The following is a 15,571-nucleotide window of genomic DNA, read 5'->3' on the forward strand; positions in this document are numbered from 1 at the left end:
TGCAGCCGTCTTTATTCGCTTTTAGGCGGCGACACTCAGATCTGCCGGACCTTGATATTGAGCGTCTGGATACGGTAGGCGATTTGCCGCGGCGTCATGTTGAGCAGGCGGGCGGCCTTGGCCTGCACCCAGCCGGCCTGCTCCAACGCGGCAATGACCCGCTCGCGCTCATCCAGATCGGGATCGTCGAGCTTGACCGTAGCGCCGCCGCGCAACGGGGTCACACGCTCTTCGATCCCCGAGATCAAGATCATGTCGCGGTCGATGACCCCATCCTCACTCATCACCGCGGCGCGCTCCAGACAGTTTTCCAGCTCGCGCACATTGCCCGGCCAGGCGTGGTGCAGCAGCACCCGCAGCGCGCTGTCGGTGATGCTGAGCGGGCGGCCTTGCGCGGCTGCGATCTTATCGACCAGATGGCGGGCGATTTCCGGAATGTCCTCCATCCGCTCGCGCAGCGGCGGCAGCACGATGGGCATGACATTCAAGCGGTAATAGAGATCTTCGCGGAACTTGCCGGCTTCGACCTCAGCCTCCAGGTCGCGGTTGGTGGCGGCAATGACCCGCACATCCACTTTCAGCGTGCGCGCTCCGCCCACGCGCTCCAGCTCGCCTTCTTGCAGCACCCGCAACAGCTTGGCCTGAAAGGAGGCTGATATTTCGCCAATCTCATCCAGGAACAGCGTGCCGGTATCGGCCATCTCGAAGCGGCCCTTGCGCTGAGTGAGGGCGCCGGTGAACGCACCTTTTTCGTGCCCGAAAAGTTCCGATTCGAGCAGGTTTTCCGGTAAGGCGGCACAGTTGAGCTTGACGAAAGGGCCGGCCGCGCGCGGCGAGTTGTAGTGGATGGCCTGGGCGATCAACTCTTTGCCGGTACCGGTTTCGCCGCGCACCAATACGGTGGTGTTCCACTTGGCCACCTGGCGCACCTGCTCGAAGACCTGTTTCATCTTTGCGGTGTGGCCAACCACGTTGTCAAAGCCGTAACGGTTACGCACCGTGCGCCGCAGTGTGTCGCGCTCTTCGGCGATGTCGCGGCGCTCCTGGCGCACTTGCAGGGCCAGGCGTACGGTCTGGCCGATCAGATTGGCGACCATTTCGGCCAGATGGGCATCGTCTTCCAGGCGCTCACGCGCGGCCAGCGGTGGCTGCAGTGCAAGCACTCCCAAGGTCTCCGGGCCGACACGGATCGGCACACCGATGAACGGCGCCTCGGCGTCGAACAAGCCGCGCTGAGCCAGATAACGCGGATCGTCGGCCAGCCGCTCCAGTACCTGTGCGCGGCCGCGCTGCAAGACCAGCCCAATCACGCCCTCGCCGGCGCGCCAGCGCAAGTCCGGGTGACAGGGCGCATCCACGCCATGCAGCGCGGATATGGTCATGGCCTCGCCGTCCGGTTCGGTCAAGGTGACCAGCGCACGGTTGAAGCCGCACTCCTCGTCGAGCACACGCAGCACCTCGGCCAGCGTCTCGCGCAGCTCGAGCGAGCGCGACAGCACGCGGCTGACCCGGTATATCGACTCCAGTGCCGATTCCAGCCATGCCACGCGGGCTTCGCCGGAATCGGCCGACAGCGGCGTGCTCATCCGTTGGCCTCCGCAGCGGCGAGCACCGCGCGGTTGGCCGGAAAGCTGACCCGCAGACGACAGCCGCCGACATGCTGCGGATCGATCTCCAGCACCCCACGGTGGCGGTTGACGATTTCCTGCGCCAAGGACAGGCCCACCCCGCGGGCACCGCCGCGCGAAGCCTTGGTGGAAAAGAAAGGCTCAAACACTTTCAAGCGCAGGGCCTCCGGGATGCCCGGACCGGTATCGACCACTTCGACCTCCACCTGGCCGTTGCGGGCCGCCGTGGCAAGATACAGCGCGCGCTCGTTCCAGCCGCGTACATTCATCGCCTCGATGGCGTTGCCGACGAGTTGCCGGAACAGGTTGCGTAAGGCTGCCGGATCGCCTTGCACCGAGGGCAGCACATGGGCCGGACGCCAGTCCACGGTGATGCCGGCCGACAGTAAAGCATCGGTTTCCAGCATCAGTACATCGCGCAATACCTCGTTGAGATTCACCGGCCCGCTGGGCTCCAGCGGCTCGGGCGGCATGGCCGCTTGCAGCGTGGCGATGGCGCGTTCGCCCGCAGTCTGGGCGTCGGCCAGTGCGCGCGCCAACGGATCGGACGCGGCATTTTGTCCGGCACGCCGCTTCTGCAAGGCCGCAGCCGCCGAGATCAGGTTGACCGGCCCTTGCAATTGGAAGATGGCGCCGGACAATGCCTCACGCAGACTTTGATTCAGTTCGCCTTCCGAGAGCATGGCGCGCATCGCCGCCAGGCGCAGCGCCTCTTCTTGGCGTTTGGATGCACTAATATCGTGCATGATCAAAAGCTGGTAGTCCTTGCGGTGGTCACCATAGAAGGCGTCCGGCAAGGTGGAGCGTTCTTCGAACCAGCTCAGCGAACAGGCATACCAGCGGGCTTCGCCACTGCCCGCGCTGTCGAAACGCAGTTCATGATTGACCAGCGGGCGACGCTGGCCAAGCGCGGTGTGGAAGGTTTCGCCCAGACTTTGCTGCAGCGCGTCGATCACCGCGTGCGCCGGTTCGGCCACCTGCAGCTCGGCGGCAATGCGCCGGTAGGCCGGATTGTCCAGCACCACCTGACCGTCGTCGTTGAGCAGCGCAACCGCCACCGGGGCAACCGAAATCACCGATTCGATCAGCCGCTTGTGGTTAGTGAGCTGCTGGGCCAGGCGGTGTTCATCGGTGGCGTCCCAGTGCATCCCCAGGTAATGCTTTTTTCCGCCGTTTTGCGGTGCCAGCGGGGTCACGGTGAGTTCGGCCACATAGGGGCGCCCGTCTTTGCGGCGGTTGAGCAGGCGGCCGGTCCACGGACGGCCTTCGGTGAGCGCGCCCCACAGGGCCTGATACACCGACTTGGGCGTGGATTTGTAAGACAGCAACGACTGATTGCGCCCCACCACCTCCTCGGCGCTGTAGCCGGTGATCGCACAGAACGCCTTGTTGACATAAAGGATGGTGGCTGCGGCATCGGTAATGGAGATCGCAATTGCGGACTCATCGACCGCATGGTGAAACAGCGCATCGGTGATGTCCGCGGGAATCTGCGGCAGCGGTGAGGAGGCGGGAGTGGAAGTGGCCATGCGGGCAATCTCGCAACGCTATCCAGAACGTATTAGCAATCAATGTGCCAAATTGATAGCCACAGGGTCCGCCGCCGGCGCGTGCGATCGGCTGTCGCAATCCCGACAATGGCCCGCAAGATGGCGGACTCGATACAGTCGGCAAACCTCCCCGCAACGCACCAATTCCACTAAATCAAGGCATTACGACTGCTCTTTGACGTGGCACGGGTTCTGCTGAGCAAAGCCTGACTGCTTGGAGAGCAAGGCAATGAACGAATGGCTGATGTTGTTGCTGGGCACAGCGTTGGTCAACAACGTGGTGCTGGTGAAATTCCTCGGTCTGTGCCCTTTCATGGGGGTGTCGCGCAAGATCGACAGCGCCTTGGGCATGGGACTGGCCACCACCTTCGTGCTGGTGCTGACCGGCGCGCTCACCTGGGCGCTGGAACATTGGCTGCTGGCGCCGCTGGAACTGGGGTATCTGCGCCTGCTGGGCTTCATTCTGGTGATTGCCGCGACCGTGCAGTTCGTGGAAATGGCGGTCAAGAAAAACGCGCCCCAGCTCTATCGGGTATTGGGCATTTATCTGCCACTGATTACCACCAACTGCGCGGTGCTGGGCGTGGCCCTGCTCAACGTGCAGGAGGGTGCGGGGTTTGTGACCAGCGTGCTCTACGCGCTGGGGTCGGCCATCGGTTTTACCGTGGTGCTGATTCTGTTTGCCGGCCTGCGCGAGCGCCTGGCGCTGGCGCGGGTGCCGACCGCTTTTGCCGGAGCGCCGATCGGTTTTATCACCGCCGGTTTGCTGTCGCTGGCCTTCATGGGTTTTGCCGGCCTCACCAACCACTGACACGGGGTGCCCAAGATGTTGTCTGCCATCCTCAGTCTTTCGTTGCTTGGCGTTGCGCTCGGACTGATCCTGGGGGTTGCCGCGCGCCGCTTCCGGGTGCAAGCCAGCGGTATCGAAGCCGAGCTGCAAGCCATGATGCCCGGCACCAATTGTGGGCAGTGCGGCTACCCCGGCTGTGCGGGCGCGGCCGCCGCGCTGGCCAAGGGCGAAGCCGGCGCCACGTGTTGCCCGCCCGGCGGCCGCGAGCTGGCCGAAGCGCTCGCCGCCCGCCTGGGGCTTTCTTTGGACGCCGCAGCGCTGACCGATGACCTGCCACGGGTCGCAAGCGTGCGCGAGGAGCTTTGCATCGGTTGCACCAAGTGCTTCAAAGCCTGCCCCACCGACGCGGTCATCGGCGCAGTCAAACAGATTCACGCAGTCATCCGCGACGCTTGCACCGGTTGTGCCAAATGCGAGCCGATCTGCCCGACCGCAGCCATTACCTTGAGCCCAGTGCCGGTGACCCTGCAGACCTGGGTGTGGCCCAAACCGGTGCTGGAAGCCGGTCCGGCGACCGCGGCCGCTACCGGGCTGGCCGGCGCAAACGCTTGAGGAGGACCGATCATGGGCGCACCCGATCTTTCCCTGCTGCGCCGCATGAGGCGGCTGGTCGAGCGCTGGGGAGCCCACCCTGACGGTCGCAAACAGCCCGCCGCCGGCACTGCGATCGCTGCGCTGCCGCTGCCACCGCTTCTGACCCTGCCGCTCAGCCAACACATCGGCGCACCGGCACGCCCGGTGGTTGGCGCTGGCGCACGAGTGTTAGCCGGTCAATTGCTTGCCGAAGCGGCCGGGCCGGTATCGGCCCCGGTGCATGCGCCCACTTCGGGCATCATCCGGGGTATCGGCGACGTAGCGGTGCCGCACCCGTCCGGCTTGACCGGTCCGGCCATCTTGTTGGAGTGCGACGGTCTGGATGAAGCGGTGCAATGGGCCGGCACCGACCCGTTTGCGCTGGCACCGGCCGAGATCGCCCGGCGGGTGGCCGCGGCCGGCATCGTCGGCCTGGGCGGCGCCACGTTCCCGGCTGCGGTCAAGCTCAGTCTGGGGCAAAGCACCCCGATTTCCACCCTGATTCTCAACGGTGGCGAATGCGAACCCTATCTATCCTGCGATGATCGGCTGATGCAAGAGCGCGCGCCCGAAGTCATCGACGGTGCGCGGATCATTTTGCGCGCCATCGGCGGCCGCCGTGCACTGATTGGCGTGGAATCGAACAAGCCGCAGGCCATTGCCGCGCTGCGCGAGGCCGCTGCCGGCTTCGACGAAGTGACCGTGGTCACCGTGCCCAGCCGCTACCCGATGGGTTCGGAAAAGCAGCTGATCGCCTGGCTCACCGGCTGCGAGGTGCCCGCGCAGGGCCGACCGGCCGATATCGGTGTGGTGGTGCACAACGTCGGCACGGCGGCCGCCATCCATCGTGCAATCCGCTTTGGCGAGCCGCTCACCCGCCGTATCGTGACCGTGGCCGGCGGCGCGATTCGTACCCCCCGCAACCTGGAAGTACGCCTTGGCACCCCGGCCGCGGCGTTGGTGGACTTTTGCGGCGGACTGACCGAAACCCCGGCGCGCCTGGTCATGGGCGGGCCGATGATGGGCATCGCGGTCGCTACCCTAGAACTGCCGATCGTCAAGGGCTCGGGCGGCGTGCTGGCGCTGACCGCCGCCGAAGCCGGTGCCGGTCGGCGCGTCGAAGGCCCCTGCATCCGTTGTGCCGCTTGCGCGCAAGCCTGTCCGATGGGCCTCATGCCGCTCGAGATGGCCGCGCGCATCCGTGCCGGCGACCTGGCCGCTTCGCTGGACTTGGGACTCAAAGATTGCATTGGCTGCGGCACGTGCTCTTTTGTGTGTCCCTCCAAAATTCCTCTGGTGCAGTACTTCAATCATGCCAAGGGGGAGCTGGCCGCGCGTGAGCGCAACAAGCTCAAGCAAGAGGCCATCCGCGAACTGGTCGAAGCGCGCGCCCAGCGCATGGCGCGCGAAGCGCGCGAAAAGGCCGAAGCGGCCGCCCGCCGCAAGGCCGAACGCGAACGCGCCAAGACCTTGGGCGGCGCACAAGCCAGCGCACAGCCGACCCGTGAGGATGCCACCGCATGAACATCGTCTCTGCCCCGCATATCCACGGCGCGCGCCCGGTCGGACAGGTGATGGGCCTGGTCATGCTCGCCCTGCTGCCGGCCACGCTGGCCGGCTTCTGGCGCTTTGGCTGGCCGGCGGTGTATTTGTGGCTGGTCACCGTGCTGGCCTGTGTGTTCGCCGAAGCGCTGTGCGTGCGTGTGGCCGAGCGCCCGGCCAAACCGGTACTTGCCGATGGCTCGGCGGTGCTCACCGGCTGGCTGCTGGCGCTGTCGTTGCCACCATGGGCGCCATGGTGGCTGGGCGCTACGGGTGGCGCGTTTGCCATCATCGTCTGCAAACACGCCTTCGGCGGCCTGGGCCAAAACCTGTTCAATCCAGCCATGGCCGCACGGGTGATGCTGCTGATTTCCTTTCCGGTGGAAATGACCCAGTGGCTCACCCCACTGCCGATTGGCAGCGCCGGCGCGCCGGATGCGCTGGCTGCGCTTTCGATCACTTTCGGCACCATCCCCGACGGTATGACCAGCGCTTCGCTGCTCGATCAGACGCGCACCGCGGTCTCGCGCGCGCTGCCGATCGGCGGCGAGCTGGACCCGCTGGCCCTGAGCCTGGGCGAGCGCGCCGGCAGCCTGGGCGAGACCGGCGCGCTGCTGCTGGCCGCCGGCGGCCTGTTTCTGATTTTGATGCGGGTGATCGGCCTGAGCATCCCGGCTGCCTTCCTGCTTGGCCTCATGGTGCCCGCGGCCATCGCTCACTTTCTTGCCCCGGAGCGCTTTCTGGCGCCGCTGGCCCACCTTCTGACCGGCGGGGTGATGCTGGGCGCGTTTTTCATCGCCACCGACTACGTCACTTCGCCCTCGACGCCGCTCGGTCGCTGGATTTTCGGTTTGGGCTGCGGCTTGCTGAGCTGGATCATCCGCACCTGGGGTGCTTACCCCGAAGGGGTGGCTTTTGCGGTGTTGCTGATGAATGCGGCCACGCCGCTGATCGACCACTACACCCGTCCACGCATCTTTGGCCGTACCCGCAGCGGAAATACCCTGACCACGGCCGCACCGAAAGGGACCTGAGCGATGCCCTGCACCACATCTGACCCGTCGGCCCCGGCCGCCCGCGCCGAGCGTTTGGACACGCTGTGGTATCAAACCGTGTCGCTGGGCGTGGTTGCCCTGATCGCGGGCGCGGCGTTGGCACTGGCCCATACCGCCACCGCGCCGCTAATTGCCGCCGCGCAAGCGCGCGATGTGGCCACTTCATTGGCGCAGGTGTTGCCGGACGACTTCCATGACAACGATCTGCTGACCGACACCATCGCGGTCAGCGCTGCCGATGGTCACCCGGTCACTGTGTATCGCGCCCGGCGCCGCGGCGAAATCGTGGCGGTCATCTATCAAATGACCGGCAAGGGCTACGGCGGGCCGGTGCGTCTGGTGATGGGTGTCGACCGCAACGGCCGTATCACCGGCGTGCGGATCACCGGCCACGCCGAAACCCCCGGCTTAGGCGACAAGATCGAAGCCGCACGCAGCCCGTGGATCGAGGGCTTTGCCGGTAAATCGCTGGATGACCCCAGTCCGGCACGCTGGGCGGTAAAAAAAGACGGTGGCGTGTTCGACCAGTTCGCCGGCGCCACCATCACCCCGCGCGCAGTCGTCGCCGCGGTCAAAGCGGGGCTGGAGCTCTACCAGGCGCAACGGGCGACGATGTTCGCCGACCCGGCTGCAGACGGCACCAAAGGGACAACACCATGAGCATGACGATCGAAGCAGCCGCCCCGGCTGGCAGCAAAGTCACCGGCGCCAACGCCCAAGCCGCGGTGGACTATCGCGGCATCCTCAGGCGCGGCGTTTGGAGCGAAAACCTGGTCTTTACGCAAATGCTTGCCCTGTGCCCTCTGCTGGCGGTCACCGGCACCGCCACCAACGGCCTGGGCATGGGCCTGGCCACCACCGCCGTGCTGATCCTGGCCAATATGGTCGTGGCGCTGATTCGTAACTGGGTCAGTGCCAGCGTGCGTATTCCGGTGTTCGTGGTACTGATCGCCACCCTGGTCACCTTGGTGGATATGGGGATCAACGCCTGGCTGCATGAGCTGTACAAAGTGCTGGGTTTGTTCATCGCGCTGATCGTGTGCAACTGCGGCATCCTCGGACGGGCCGAAGCGTTCGCCTCCAAGAACCCGGTGGCTGCCTCGGCGGTGGATGGCATTGCCATCGGACTGGGCTTTACCCTGGCTTTGGTGGTGCTCGGCGCGGTGCGTGAATTGCTCGGTTCCGGCACCGTGTTTGCCGGCGCCAGCCTGCTGCTGGGCGATACGTTCCGCTTTCTGGAGATCACCGTGATCCCGGATTACAAAGGCTTTTTGCTGATGATCCTGCCGCCCGGCGGCTTTCTGGCGCTGGGCATGCTGATGGCCGGCAAACGGGTCTGGGACGGCAAGCGTGCACACGCACGAGCGCGCACCCAGCCGGAAGCCGCACGGGTCTGAACGATTGTGGAGAAGATGGGCAATGAGAGTGGCAGTTGCCTACGCAGAGCAAGGTCGTCAGGTTTGGCTGCGGGTGGACGTGCCCGAAGGTGCCACCGCGCTGGAGGCCATCCAGCGCTCCGGCGTGCTGGAGCTATGCCCGACGATAGACCTTGGAGCCCAGAAAGTGGGCGTATTCGGCAAGCCGATCAAGCTCGACACCGCGCTCCAACCCGGTGACCGCGTAGAAATCTATCGCCCAATCATCTGCGATCCCACCCAGGTGCCGCGACGTGACCGGGATGAGCAGGACTGAGGCGGACGCCGCGTCCTCTGCCGCTTCGGCAGATCGCCGCTGTGGGCAGTGCGCGCTGCGCGAGGACACGCTTGCACGCGGCACCTGCGCGCCGGGTGAGGCCTGTCTGATGGCCGATAGCGGTCGCCAAATCGACCGTTTCATGGCGCGCAATGTGCAATGGGCCGAACGCTGCCTCGACGATCCGTATTGGGAACGCCGTGCCATCGCCGTCCGCTGGGCGCCGGCCGAGCGAGTCGCCCGCTTAGCCGACGATCCGGACGAAACCGTGCGCCGTGCGGTGGCCTCTCGCCTGGAGGGCGACGCCTTGCTGCGCTTGGCGCGCGACCCTGACCGAGAGGTGCGCCTGACGGTCGCCAGCCGTCTGCCACCGGCATTGCTCGAACGCATGATCCACGACCCCGATTACGCAGTCCGCCGACAGGTGGCCCGCCGCCTGCCGCATGGCCGTCTGCCGCGCCTGGCCGATGACCCCGACCCGGTGGTACGCAAGGAAGTCGCCCGCCGCCTGCCGGCATTCGCCCTGGCACGCATGGCCGCCGATCCGGACCCGCAAGTCCGCGCCGTGGTTGCGGGGCGCATGCTGCCCGAGGCCGCCGCAGCGCTGCTGACCGACCCGGACTGGAGCGTTCGCGCCGCAGCGCTGGCGCAAGCGCCACTGGAAGCGCTCTACGCATTACTCGACGACCCGGAACCCGATGTGCGCGCACTGGCCGCCGAACGTCTGGGTCTGGCCGTGCCACCACCGCCAAGGAGGTCATCATGACCCTGATCGCTTCGGCCGAACTCCAGGAACTGGCCTTTCGTCTGTGCATGAGCACCGAACCGGTCCCCGGCCACGCACTGTTGCTCGATGCCTTGCGCCGTGAGGGCGGACCGGATTTTGCGCCGCGCCTGTCACGCGGCGGCTGGTATCGCCCCGGACGCATCATCGACCGTGACGGCCGCTGCGTGGCCGACGATGCACTGGGCTGGCTGGAGGCGGCTTGGGAGGATGCAGGCGAAGACGGTGAAGCACTTGCCGAGCGCCTGCGCACGCAGGGCTACCACCTCACCCGTGAGCAGGGCACCAGCCATTATCTGGTCGCCCTCCGCGGCAAGGCACCGACCGACTATTTGCAACTGGAGATTGAAGTATTACAGGAGGTCATCAGCCATCCGCTGGGCGGCTGCAACCGCCCCGCCGACTCGGTGGAAGCCTTGCTCGAACGCCCCGCCGGTCTGCCGCCGCCGCAGCCTCTGAACAAGCCGCGTTACAACTGCCGCCGTCTGACCGACATTTCCGCCTACATCGCCCGCATCGCCAATCAGCCCGGCAGCCGCGCGCCGGTTCTGCGCTTTCTGGACGATTGGGCGCGCGCCAGCGCCGGCCAGCACCGGCACTTCTGCGACCACTGGGTGCTGGCACTGGCCGAACACCTGGACCGTTACCGCCAAATCCGCTATGGCGCAGTACCGGTGGCCGCTCGCACACCGACCTGGACGGGCCACGACAACGCCCGCGGCACCGCGCTGGCTCAGCAACTACATGATTTTGACTGCGCCGCCGGTTACGGCTTTGCATGGTATTTCCATATGGTCAGCGGCCGTCGCGTACCACGCACGATTCCCGCTCTGGTGTATGCCGATCTGAATGACGGGCTCGCTTACTTGCCGCAGCGCGACATTGCGCTGGTCAATGACTGGGTGCGCACACCTTACAGCATCTGAGCCACACCCCAGCCAAAACCCGCGTGCTTGCCGCTGCAAACCTCACACATCCGACAGGCATTGTCGGATTCCGCACATCGCGCCACCCCACGCAAACCGTTGCACCGCCTGGATGTCAGCCGCTTCGAGCCGGTGGCACGCGCCTTGCAGAACGACTGCCGAACCGTCCCTGGAGCACCACCGTGAAAGCTTCCGAGATCGCTGCACTACTGAACGAGCCGGCCTGTGCGCACAACAAAAAGGAAAAATCCGGCTGCGCCCGCCCCAAACCCGGTGCCTCGGCCGGCGGTTGCGCTTTCGATGGTGCCCAGATTGCGCTGTTGCCGATTGCCGATGTCGCGCACATCGTGCACGGGCCGATCGCCTGCGCGGGTAATTCCTGGGATAACCGCGGCACCCGTTCCTCGGGGCCGACGCTGTACAAAATCGGCATGACCACCGATCTGTCCGAACAGGATGTGATCATGGGCCGTGGCGAAAAACGCCTGTTTCACGGCATCAAGCAAGCCATCGAGCGCTACGACCCGGCCGCCGTGTTCGTCTACAACACCTGCGTGCCAGCGCTGATTGGCGACGACGTGGACGCGGTGTGCAAGGCCGCCACCGAGCGCTGGGGCGTACCGGTGGTGCCGGTGGATGCGGCCGGTTTCTACGGCACCAAGAACCTCGGCAACCGCATCGCCGGTGAGGCCATGGTCAAGCATGTGATCGGCACCCGCGAGCCCGACCCGCTGCCTGCGGACCTGGTGCCGCCGGGCATCACCGTGCACAACATCAACCTGATTGGCGAATACAACATCGCCGGCGAGCTCTGGCATGTGCTGCCGCTACTGGATGAACTGGGCATCCGTGTGCTCTGTACGCTTTCCGGCGACGCACGCTTCCACGAGGTGCAAACCATGCACCGCGCCGAAGTCAGCATGCTGGTGTGCGCCAAAGCCATGATCAATGTGGCGCGCAAGATCGAAGAGCGCTGGGGGGTACCGTGGTTCGAAGGCAGTTTCTACGGCATCACCGACACCAGCCAGGCGCTGCGCGACATGGTCCGCATCATCGGCGACCCGGACCTGATCGCCCGCACCGAAGCGCTGATCGCCCGCGAGGAAGCCCGGGTGCGCGCCGAACTGGAAGTTTGGCGCCCGCGCCTGGAAGGCAAGCGGGTTTTGCTCTTTACCGGCGGGGTAAAGAGCTGGTCGGTGGTCTCGGCATTGCAGGAACTGGGCATGACCGTGGTAGCCAGCGGCACCAAGAAATCCACCGAAGAAGACAAGGCGCGGATTCTGGAGCTGATGGGCGACCAGGCCATCATGCTAAAGAGCGAAGGCGCGCGCGAGCTGCTCAACGCGGTCTATGAACTGAAGGCGGATATATTGATCGCCGGCGGACGCAACCTCTATACCGCGCTCAAAGCCCGCCTGCCTTTTCTGGACATCAACCAGGAACGCGACTTCGCCTACGCCGGCTACGAGGGCATGAAGGAGTTGGTGCGCCAGCTCGCGCTCACCCTGGAGTCTCCGGTGTGGGATGCGGTGCGCCGCCCGGCCCCGTGGTCGGCCAAGGCCATGGTGGTGGCCGGCCCCAAGATGGGCGACAGCCCGGACGCGGAAGATGACGAACCGGCCGCTCCCGGCGTGGGTGATGCCGCTTTCGACCCGCTGGCCGCAGCCTGAAGGAGCCTGAACCATGGCTGAGATCATCCGTCACCCCAAGGCCCTGGCGGTCAATCCGCTCAAATCCTCGGCACCGGCCGGCGCCGCGCTGGCCTGCCTGGGCATCCATCGCGCCATGCCCGTCTTTCACGGCTCGCAGGGCTGCACCGCGTTCGCCAAAGTGTTCTTCGTGCGCCACTTTCGCGAGCCCATCCCGCTGCAAACCACCGCAATGGATCAGGTCGCCACGGTGATGAGCGCAGACGAGAATGTCATCCAGGCGCTGGCCACCGTGTGCGGGAAAGCCAAGCCCGCGCTGGTGACACTTGCCACCACCGCGCTGGCCGAAACCCAGGGCACCGATATCGCCCGCCTGCTGCGCGAATTCCGCGCTCAGTACCCGGCGTTTGGGCCGATTCCGATTGTCGCGGTGAATACCCCAGATTTCTCCGGCTGCCTGGAAAGCGGCTATGCCACCGCGGTGAAAGGCATCTTGGACACCACGGTGCCACACAGCCGCCACGCCGGCCGACGCAAAAAGCAGGTCAATTTGCTGCTCGGCAGTCACCTCACGCCGGGCGACGTGGAGGCGATCAAGGAATGGGTGGAAGCCTTCGGCTTGCGCCCGGTCGCAGTGCCGGATCTGGCCGACTCGCTCGATGGCCACCTGGTCGCCGAAGACTTCCTGCCGGTCACCCTGGGTGGCACCCCGGTCAGCGAACTCGCCACCCTGGGCGAAGCGGCCGCCACCGTCGTCGTTGGCCGCTCGCTCAACGCCGCCGCCGACCTGCTGCATGATCGCACCGGGGTGCCGGATTGGCGTTTCGACGGGCTGATGGGACTGCAAGCCTGCGACCGCTTCACCGCGCTGCTGGCCGAGCTGTCCGGGCGCAAGGTGCCGGAGAAGATCGAGCGCCACCGTGCCCAGCTCCAGGACGCGATGGTCGACACCCATTTCATGACCGGCCTGCGCCGCGTGGGGCTGGCCGCCGACCCCGATCTGCTGCATCAGCTGGCGAGCTGGCTGGCCGGCATGGGCAGTGAGATCGTCGCCGCGGTGGCGCCGGTCAAGGCCGCGGTGCTGGCCGATGTGCCGGCCGCCAGCGTGCATATCGGCGATCTGGAAGACCTGGAAGACCTTGCCCGCGCCGCCAAAGCCGAGTTGCTGCTGGGCAACTCCCATCTTGCCGCCACCGCCGAACGCCTGGGCGTGCCGCTGCTGCGTGCCGGCATCCCGCAGTACGACCTGGTTGGCGGTCACTGCAAAACCTGGGTGGGCTACCGGGGTACCCGGCAGGCCCTGTTCGATCTGGCCAACCTGGTGGTGCATCGCCATGAGCACATCGCCCCCTACCGCTCCCGCTTCGCCATACGCCCGCATGCCGCGTCGCCGCTGGTTGCGACTGGTGTGCGGCACTGACAACCCGGTCGATGCCATGGACAGCGTACGGATTGCTTTTGCCAGCTCCGACCGCAGCACGGTCGACCAGCACTTTGGCGCTGCGCAAGCCTTTGTCATCTTTGAGGTGAGCGCACGGTGCGCGCAGTTGATCGAAGTGTGCGAATTCATCGACACCGCTCAAGACGGTTTCGATGCCAAACTGCCCGGCAAGATCGCCACGCTGGCCGGCTGCAGCGCAGTCTATTGCCTGGCGGTGGGGGCTTCGGCGGTCAAGCAACTGCTGGCTGCCGGGGTACAACCGCTGCGGGTGGAAGAAGGTACCGCCATCGAGGCGCTGATCGCCGACCTGCAGATGGAACTGGCTGAAGGTGCCGCCGGCTGGCTGGCCAAGGCGCTCAAGCGGCGTGCGCCAGCCGACCGCGCACGCTTCGATGCCATGGAAGCCGAGGGCTGGCAGGAATGAACGCGCCTGTCAGCACCCAGCCGATGATCGCGCGCCTCGGGCGCATCGTGGCCGTTACCGACCACCATGTGACCGTGCGCTTCGAGCGCCAATCCGCCTGTGCGGCCTGCCGCGCTGCCAAAGCCTGCGCCGGGGCCGCGCCGGAGGGCGAGCTGGCAATCCCCTTGCCCGCCGGCGGCCGCTACTGCACCGGCGACAGCATCGAGGTAGGCGTTCTCGAGCACATCGCCCTGCGCGCCATGCTGGCCACCTACCTGATACCGCTGGCCGGCTTTCTGCTGGCAATGCTGGCTGCAGCCGCCAGGGCAATCGCACCTTCATGTCATAACTCCGAGCAACTCGGCCCGAAATTCGTCAATAGTGGCAGCCAGCATGCGCTTGGACTTGATGCTCGCCTTACGGGTCGTGTTCAGCCGCAGCAGGTTCATCACGATGTGGCGAACAACAGCCAAGTTGTTGGCCGCGTAACCGCTGCGCACCCGGGACTGATCCTCGTTGAACTGCACATCCAGACACCAGTGAAGCCGATTCTCCACCTCCCAGTGGCTGCGAACTGCTTTGGCGATGCGCTCGGCGTCCGCGGGCAGGCTGCTCAGGTAGTAGGCACGCTCGGTGCTGGTTTTGTTGCCGACAGTGCGCACCCGCTCGATCAAGGCGAAGCTCGCGACGTCCTTCCACTCTTCGCCCTTGTAGAGCCGATCGGTGGCGTCGTACGCAACGCAGCGGCGGATCTCCGTGCGTCCATGGCCAAGATTCGTGGTTTCATGCGTCGAGGCCGGCGTGAGCGGTCCCCGTGGATCCGCGACGCCGGCAAAGCGGATCGAGTCGAGCAACTTCGGGTGGTTGTCCTTCACGCACAGCACGTAGTGGGCGCCGCGTTCGCGGATCGTGCGCGCAATCTTCGCCTGTGTGCCCATCGCGTCGATCGTCACCACGCAGCCTTCCAGGGCGAGCTTCGAGAGCAACTCGGGAATGGCGGTGATCTCGTTGGATTTCTCGGCCGTGGCCCTCTGGCCCAACACCACGCCCATCCCGGCGGCGAACGCGCTGACCATGTGCAGGGCACTTGCAGGGGTCTTGCCCTTGCTTGCCGTTCTTCGGCTGCTCTTGCCGTCGATCGCAACGACCGTGTCTTCGGCCAGCACCGGCACGACCATGCCGACCCAGCGCCGAAACGCCGCCTCGAACTCGTCAGGCTCAATCAGGCCGAACACGCGCCCGATCGTGTCGTGCGAAGGGATGCCATGCTCAAGCTTCATGAACCCTCGCAGCCAATCGATCTTGGCCTTGGCCCACAACTCGATGTCGACGAAGTCGTCCACGCCCGAGAGCACTGCACACACCGCGACCGTGAGCAGTTCGGACAGGTCGTGGCGTGTGTGGCGCTTGCTGCGCGGGTCGGAAACCGAGACGAACACCTGCGTCAGCGGCATGATGCTTACTGCCTTCATGGGATC

At 65.8% G+C, this 15,571-nt stretch carries 15 protein-coding genes and 1 pseudogene; 13 read left to right on the plus strand and 3 right to left on the minus strand.

What is annotated here, in order from left to right:
• Positions 1-35: 35 nt before the first annotated feature.
• The gene (gene nifA / locus DIE29_RS08040; RefSeq protein ID WP_102041584.1) at positions 36-1,586 is read right to left on the minus strand and encodes a nif-specific transcriptional activator NifA; all 1,551 of its coding nucleotides are present in this window, start codon (positions 1,584-1,586) and stop codon (positions 36-38) included.
• The gene (gene nifL / locus DIE29_RS08045) at positions 1,583-3,157 is read right to left on the minus strand and encodes a nitrogen fixation negative regulator NifL (RefSeq protein ID WP_102041583.1); all 1,575 of its coding nucleotides are present in this window, start codon (positions 3,155-3,157) and stop codon (positions 1,583-1,585) included. Before nifL ends, nifA begins: the two co-directional genes overlap by 4 nt.
• A 250-nt stretch (positions 3,158-3,407) precedes the next feature.
• On the opposite strand from nifL, the gene rsxA reads away from it, so the two are divergent.
• The 13 genes and pseudogenes from rsxA to DIE29_RS14990 form a co-directional block, all read left to right on the plus strand.
• On the plus strand, positions 3,408-3,989 hold the full coding sequence (rsxA, locus tag DIE29_RS08050) for an electron transport complex subunit RsxA (RefSeq protein ID WP_102041582.1): 582 nt from the start codon (positions 3,408-3,410) through the stop codon (positions 3,987-3,989).
• Positions 3,990-4,004: 15 nt separating this feature from the next.
• The gene (locus tag DIE29_RS08055) at positions 4,005-4,580 is read left to right on the plus strand and encodes an RnfABCDGE type electron transport complex subunit B (protein WP_102043169.1); all 576 of its coding nucleotides are present in this window, start codon (positions 4,005-4,007) and stop codon (positions 4,578-4,580) included.
• A 12-nt stretch (positions 4,581-4,592) separates the two neighbouring features.
• On the plus strand, positions 4,593-6,125 hold the full coding sequence (gene rsxC / locus DIE29_RS08060; protein ID WP_102041581.1) for an electron transport complex subunit RsxC: 1,533 nt from the start codon (positions 4,593-4,595) through the stop codon (positions 6,123-6,125).
• Positions 6,122-7,177: an RnfABCDGE type electron transport complex subunit D gene (locus DIE29_RS08065; RefSeq protein ID WP_108080017.1), complete on the plus strand. Its 1,056-nt coding sequence runs from the start codon at positions 6,122-6,124 to the stop codon at positions 7,175-7,177. The genes rsxC and DIE29_RS08065 overlap by 4 nt, the downstream gene beginning before the upstream one ends.
• Positions 7,178-7,180: 3 nt before the next feature.
• The gene (gene rsxG, locus DIE29_RS08070; RefSeq protein WP_102041579.1) at positions 7,181-7,858 is read left to right on the plus strand and encodes an electron transport complex subunit RsxG; all 678 of its coding nucleotides are present in this window, start codon (positions 7,181-7,183) and stop codon (positions 7,856-7,858) included.
• 2 nt (positions 7,859-7,860) lie between these two features.
• Positions 7,861-8,595 (plus strand): electron transport complex subunit E, encoded by a 735-nt coding sequence (locus DIE29_RS08075; protein WP_102041578.1) that lies wholly within the window; start codon positions 7,861-7,863, stop codon positions 8,593-8,595.
• 22 nt (positions 8,596-8,617) lie between these two features.
• Positions 8,618-8,890 (plus strand): RnfH family protein, encoded by a 273-nt coding sequence (locus tag DIE29_RS08080; RefSeq protein WP_102041577.1) that lies wholly within the window; start codon positions 8,618-8,620, stop codon positions 8,888-8,890.
• A complete protein-coding gene (locus DIE29_RS08085) occupies positions 8,877-9,656 on the plus strand; it encodes a 4Fe4S-binding leucine-rich repeat protein (protein WP_102041576.1) in 780 nt (259 codons plus the stop codon). Before DIE29_RS08080 ends, DIE29_RS08085 begins: the two co-directional genes overlap by 14 nt.
• The gene (locus tag DIE29_RS08090) at positions 9,653-10,600 is read left to right on the plus strand and encodes a hypothetical protein (RefSeq protein ID WP_114649631.1); all 948 of its coding nucleotides are present in this window, start codon (positions 9,653-9,655) and stop codon (positions 10,598-10,600) included. The genes DIE29_RS08085 and DIE29_RS08090 overlap by 4 nt, the downstream gene beginning before the upstream one ends.
• A gap of 182 nt (positions 10,601-10,782) precedes the next feature.
• A complete protein-coding gene (gene nifE, locus DIE29_RS08095; RefSeq protein WP_102041574.1) occupies positions 10,783-12,270 on the plus strand; it encodes a nitrogenase iron-molybdenum cofactor biosynthesis protein NifE in 1,488 nt (495 codons plus the stop codon).
• 13 nt (positions 12,271-12,283) lie between these two features.
• Positions 12,284-13,669 carry a nitrogenase iron-molybdenum cofactor biosynthesis protein NifN gene (gene nifN, locus DIE29_RS08100; protein WP_102041573.1) on the plus strand — a complete coding sequence of 462 codons (1,386 nt, stop codon included), beginning with the start codon at positions 12,284-12,286 and terminating at the stop codon, positions 13,667-13,669.
• Positions 13,670-13,685: 16 nt separating this feature from the next.
• On the plus strand, positions 13,686-14,114 hold the full coding sequence (locus DIE29_RS08105) for a NifB/NifX family molybdenum-iron cluster-binding protein (RefSeq protein ID WP_102043168.1): 429 nt from the start codon (positions 13,686-13,688) through the stop codon (positions 14,112-14,114).
• A gap of 23 nt (positions 14,115-14,137) precedes the next feature.
• Positions 14,138-14,356 (plus strand): annotated as a pseudogene (locus tag DIE29_RS14990) (SoxR reducing system RseC family protein); the annotation flags it as partial.
• 75 nt (positions 14,357-14,431) lie between these two features.
• Here DIE29_RS14990 and DIE29_RS08115 read toward each other — a convergent pair.
• Complete coding sequence (locus DIE29_RS08115; RefSeq protein WP_102040763.1) at positions 14,432-15,565, minus strand: ISAs1 family transposase; 1,134 nt, start codon at positions 15,563-15,565, stop codon at positions 14,432-14,434.
• Positions 15,566-15,571 lie beyond the last annotated feature (6 nt).

Origin of the sequence: Pseudothauera hydrothermalis, from assembly GCF_003345255.1 — a bacterium.
GTDB lineage: Bacteria > Pseudomonadota > Gammaproteobacteria > Burkholderiales > Rhodocyclaceae > Pseudothauera > Pseudothauera hydrothermalis.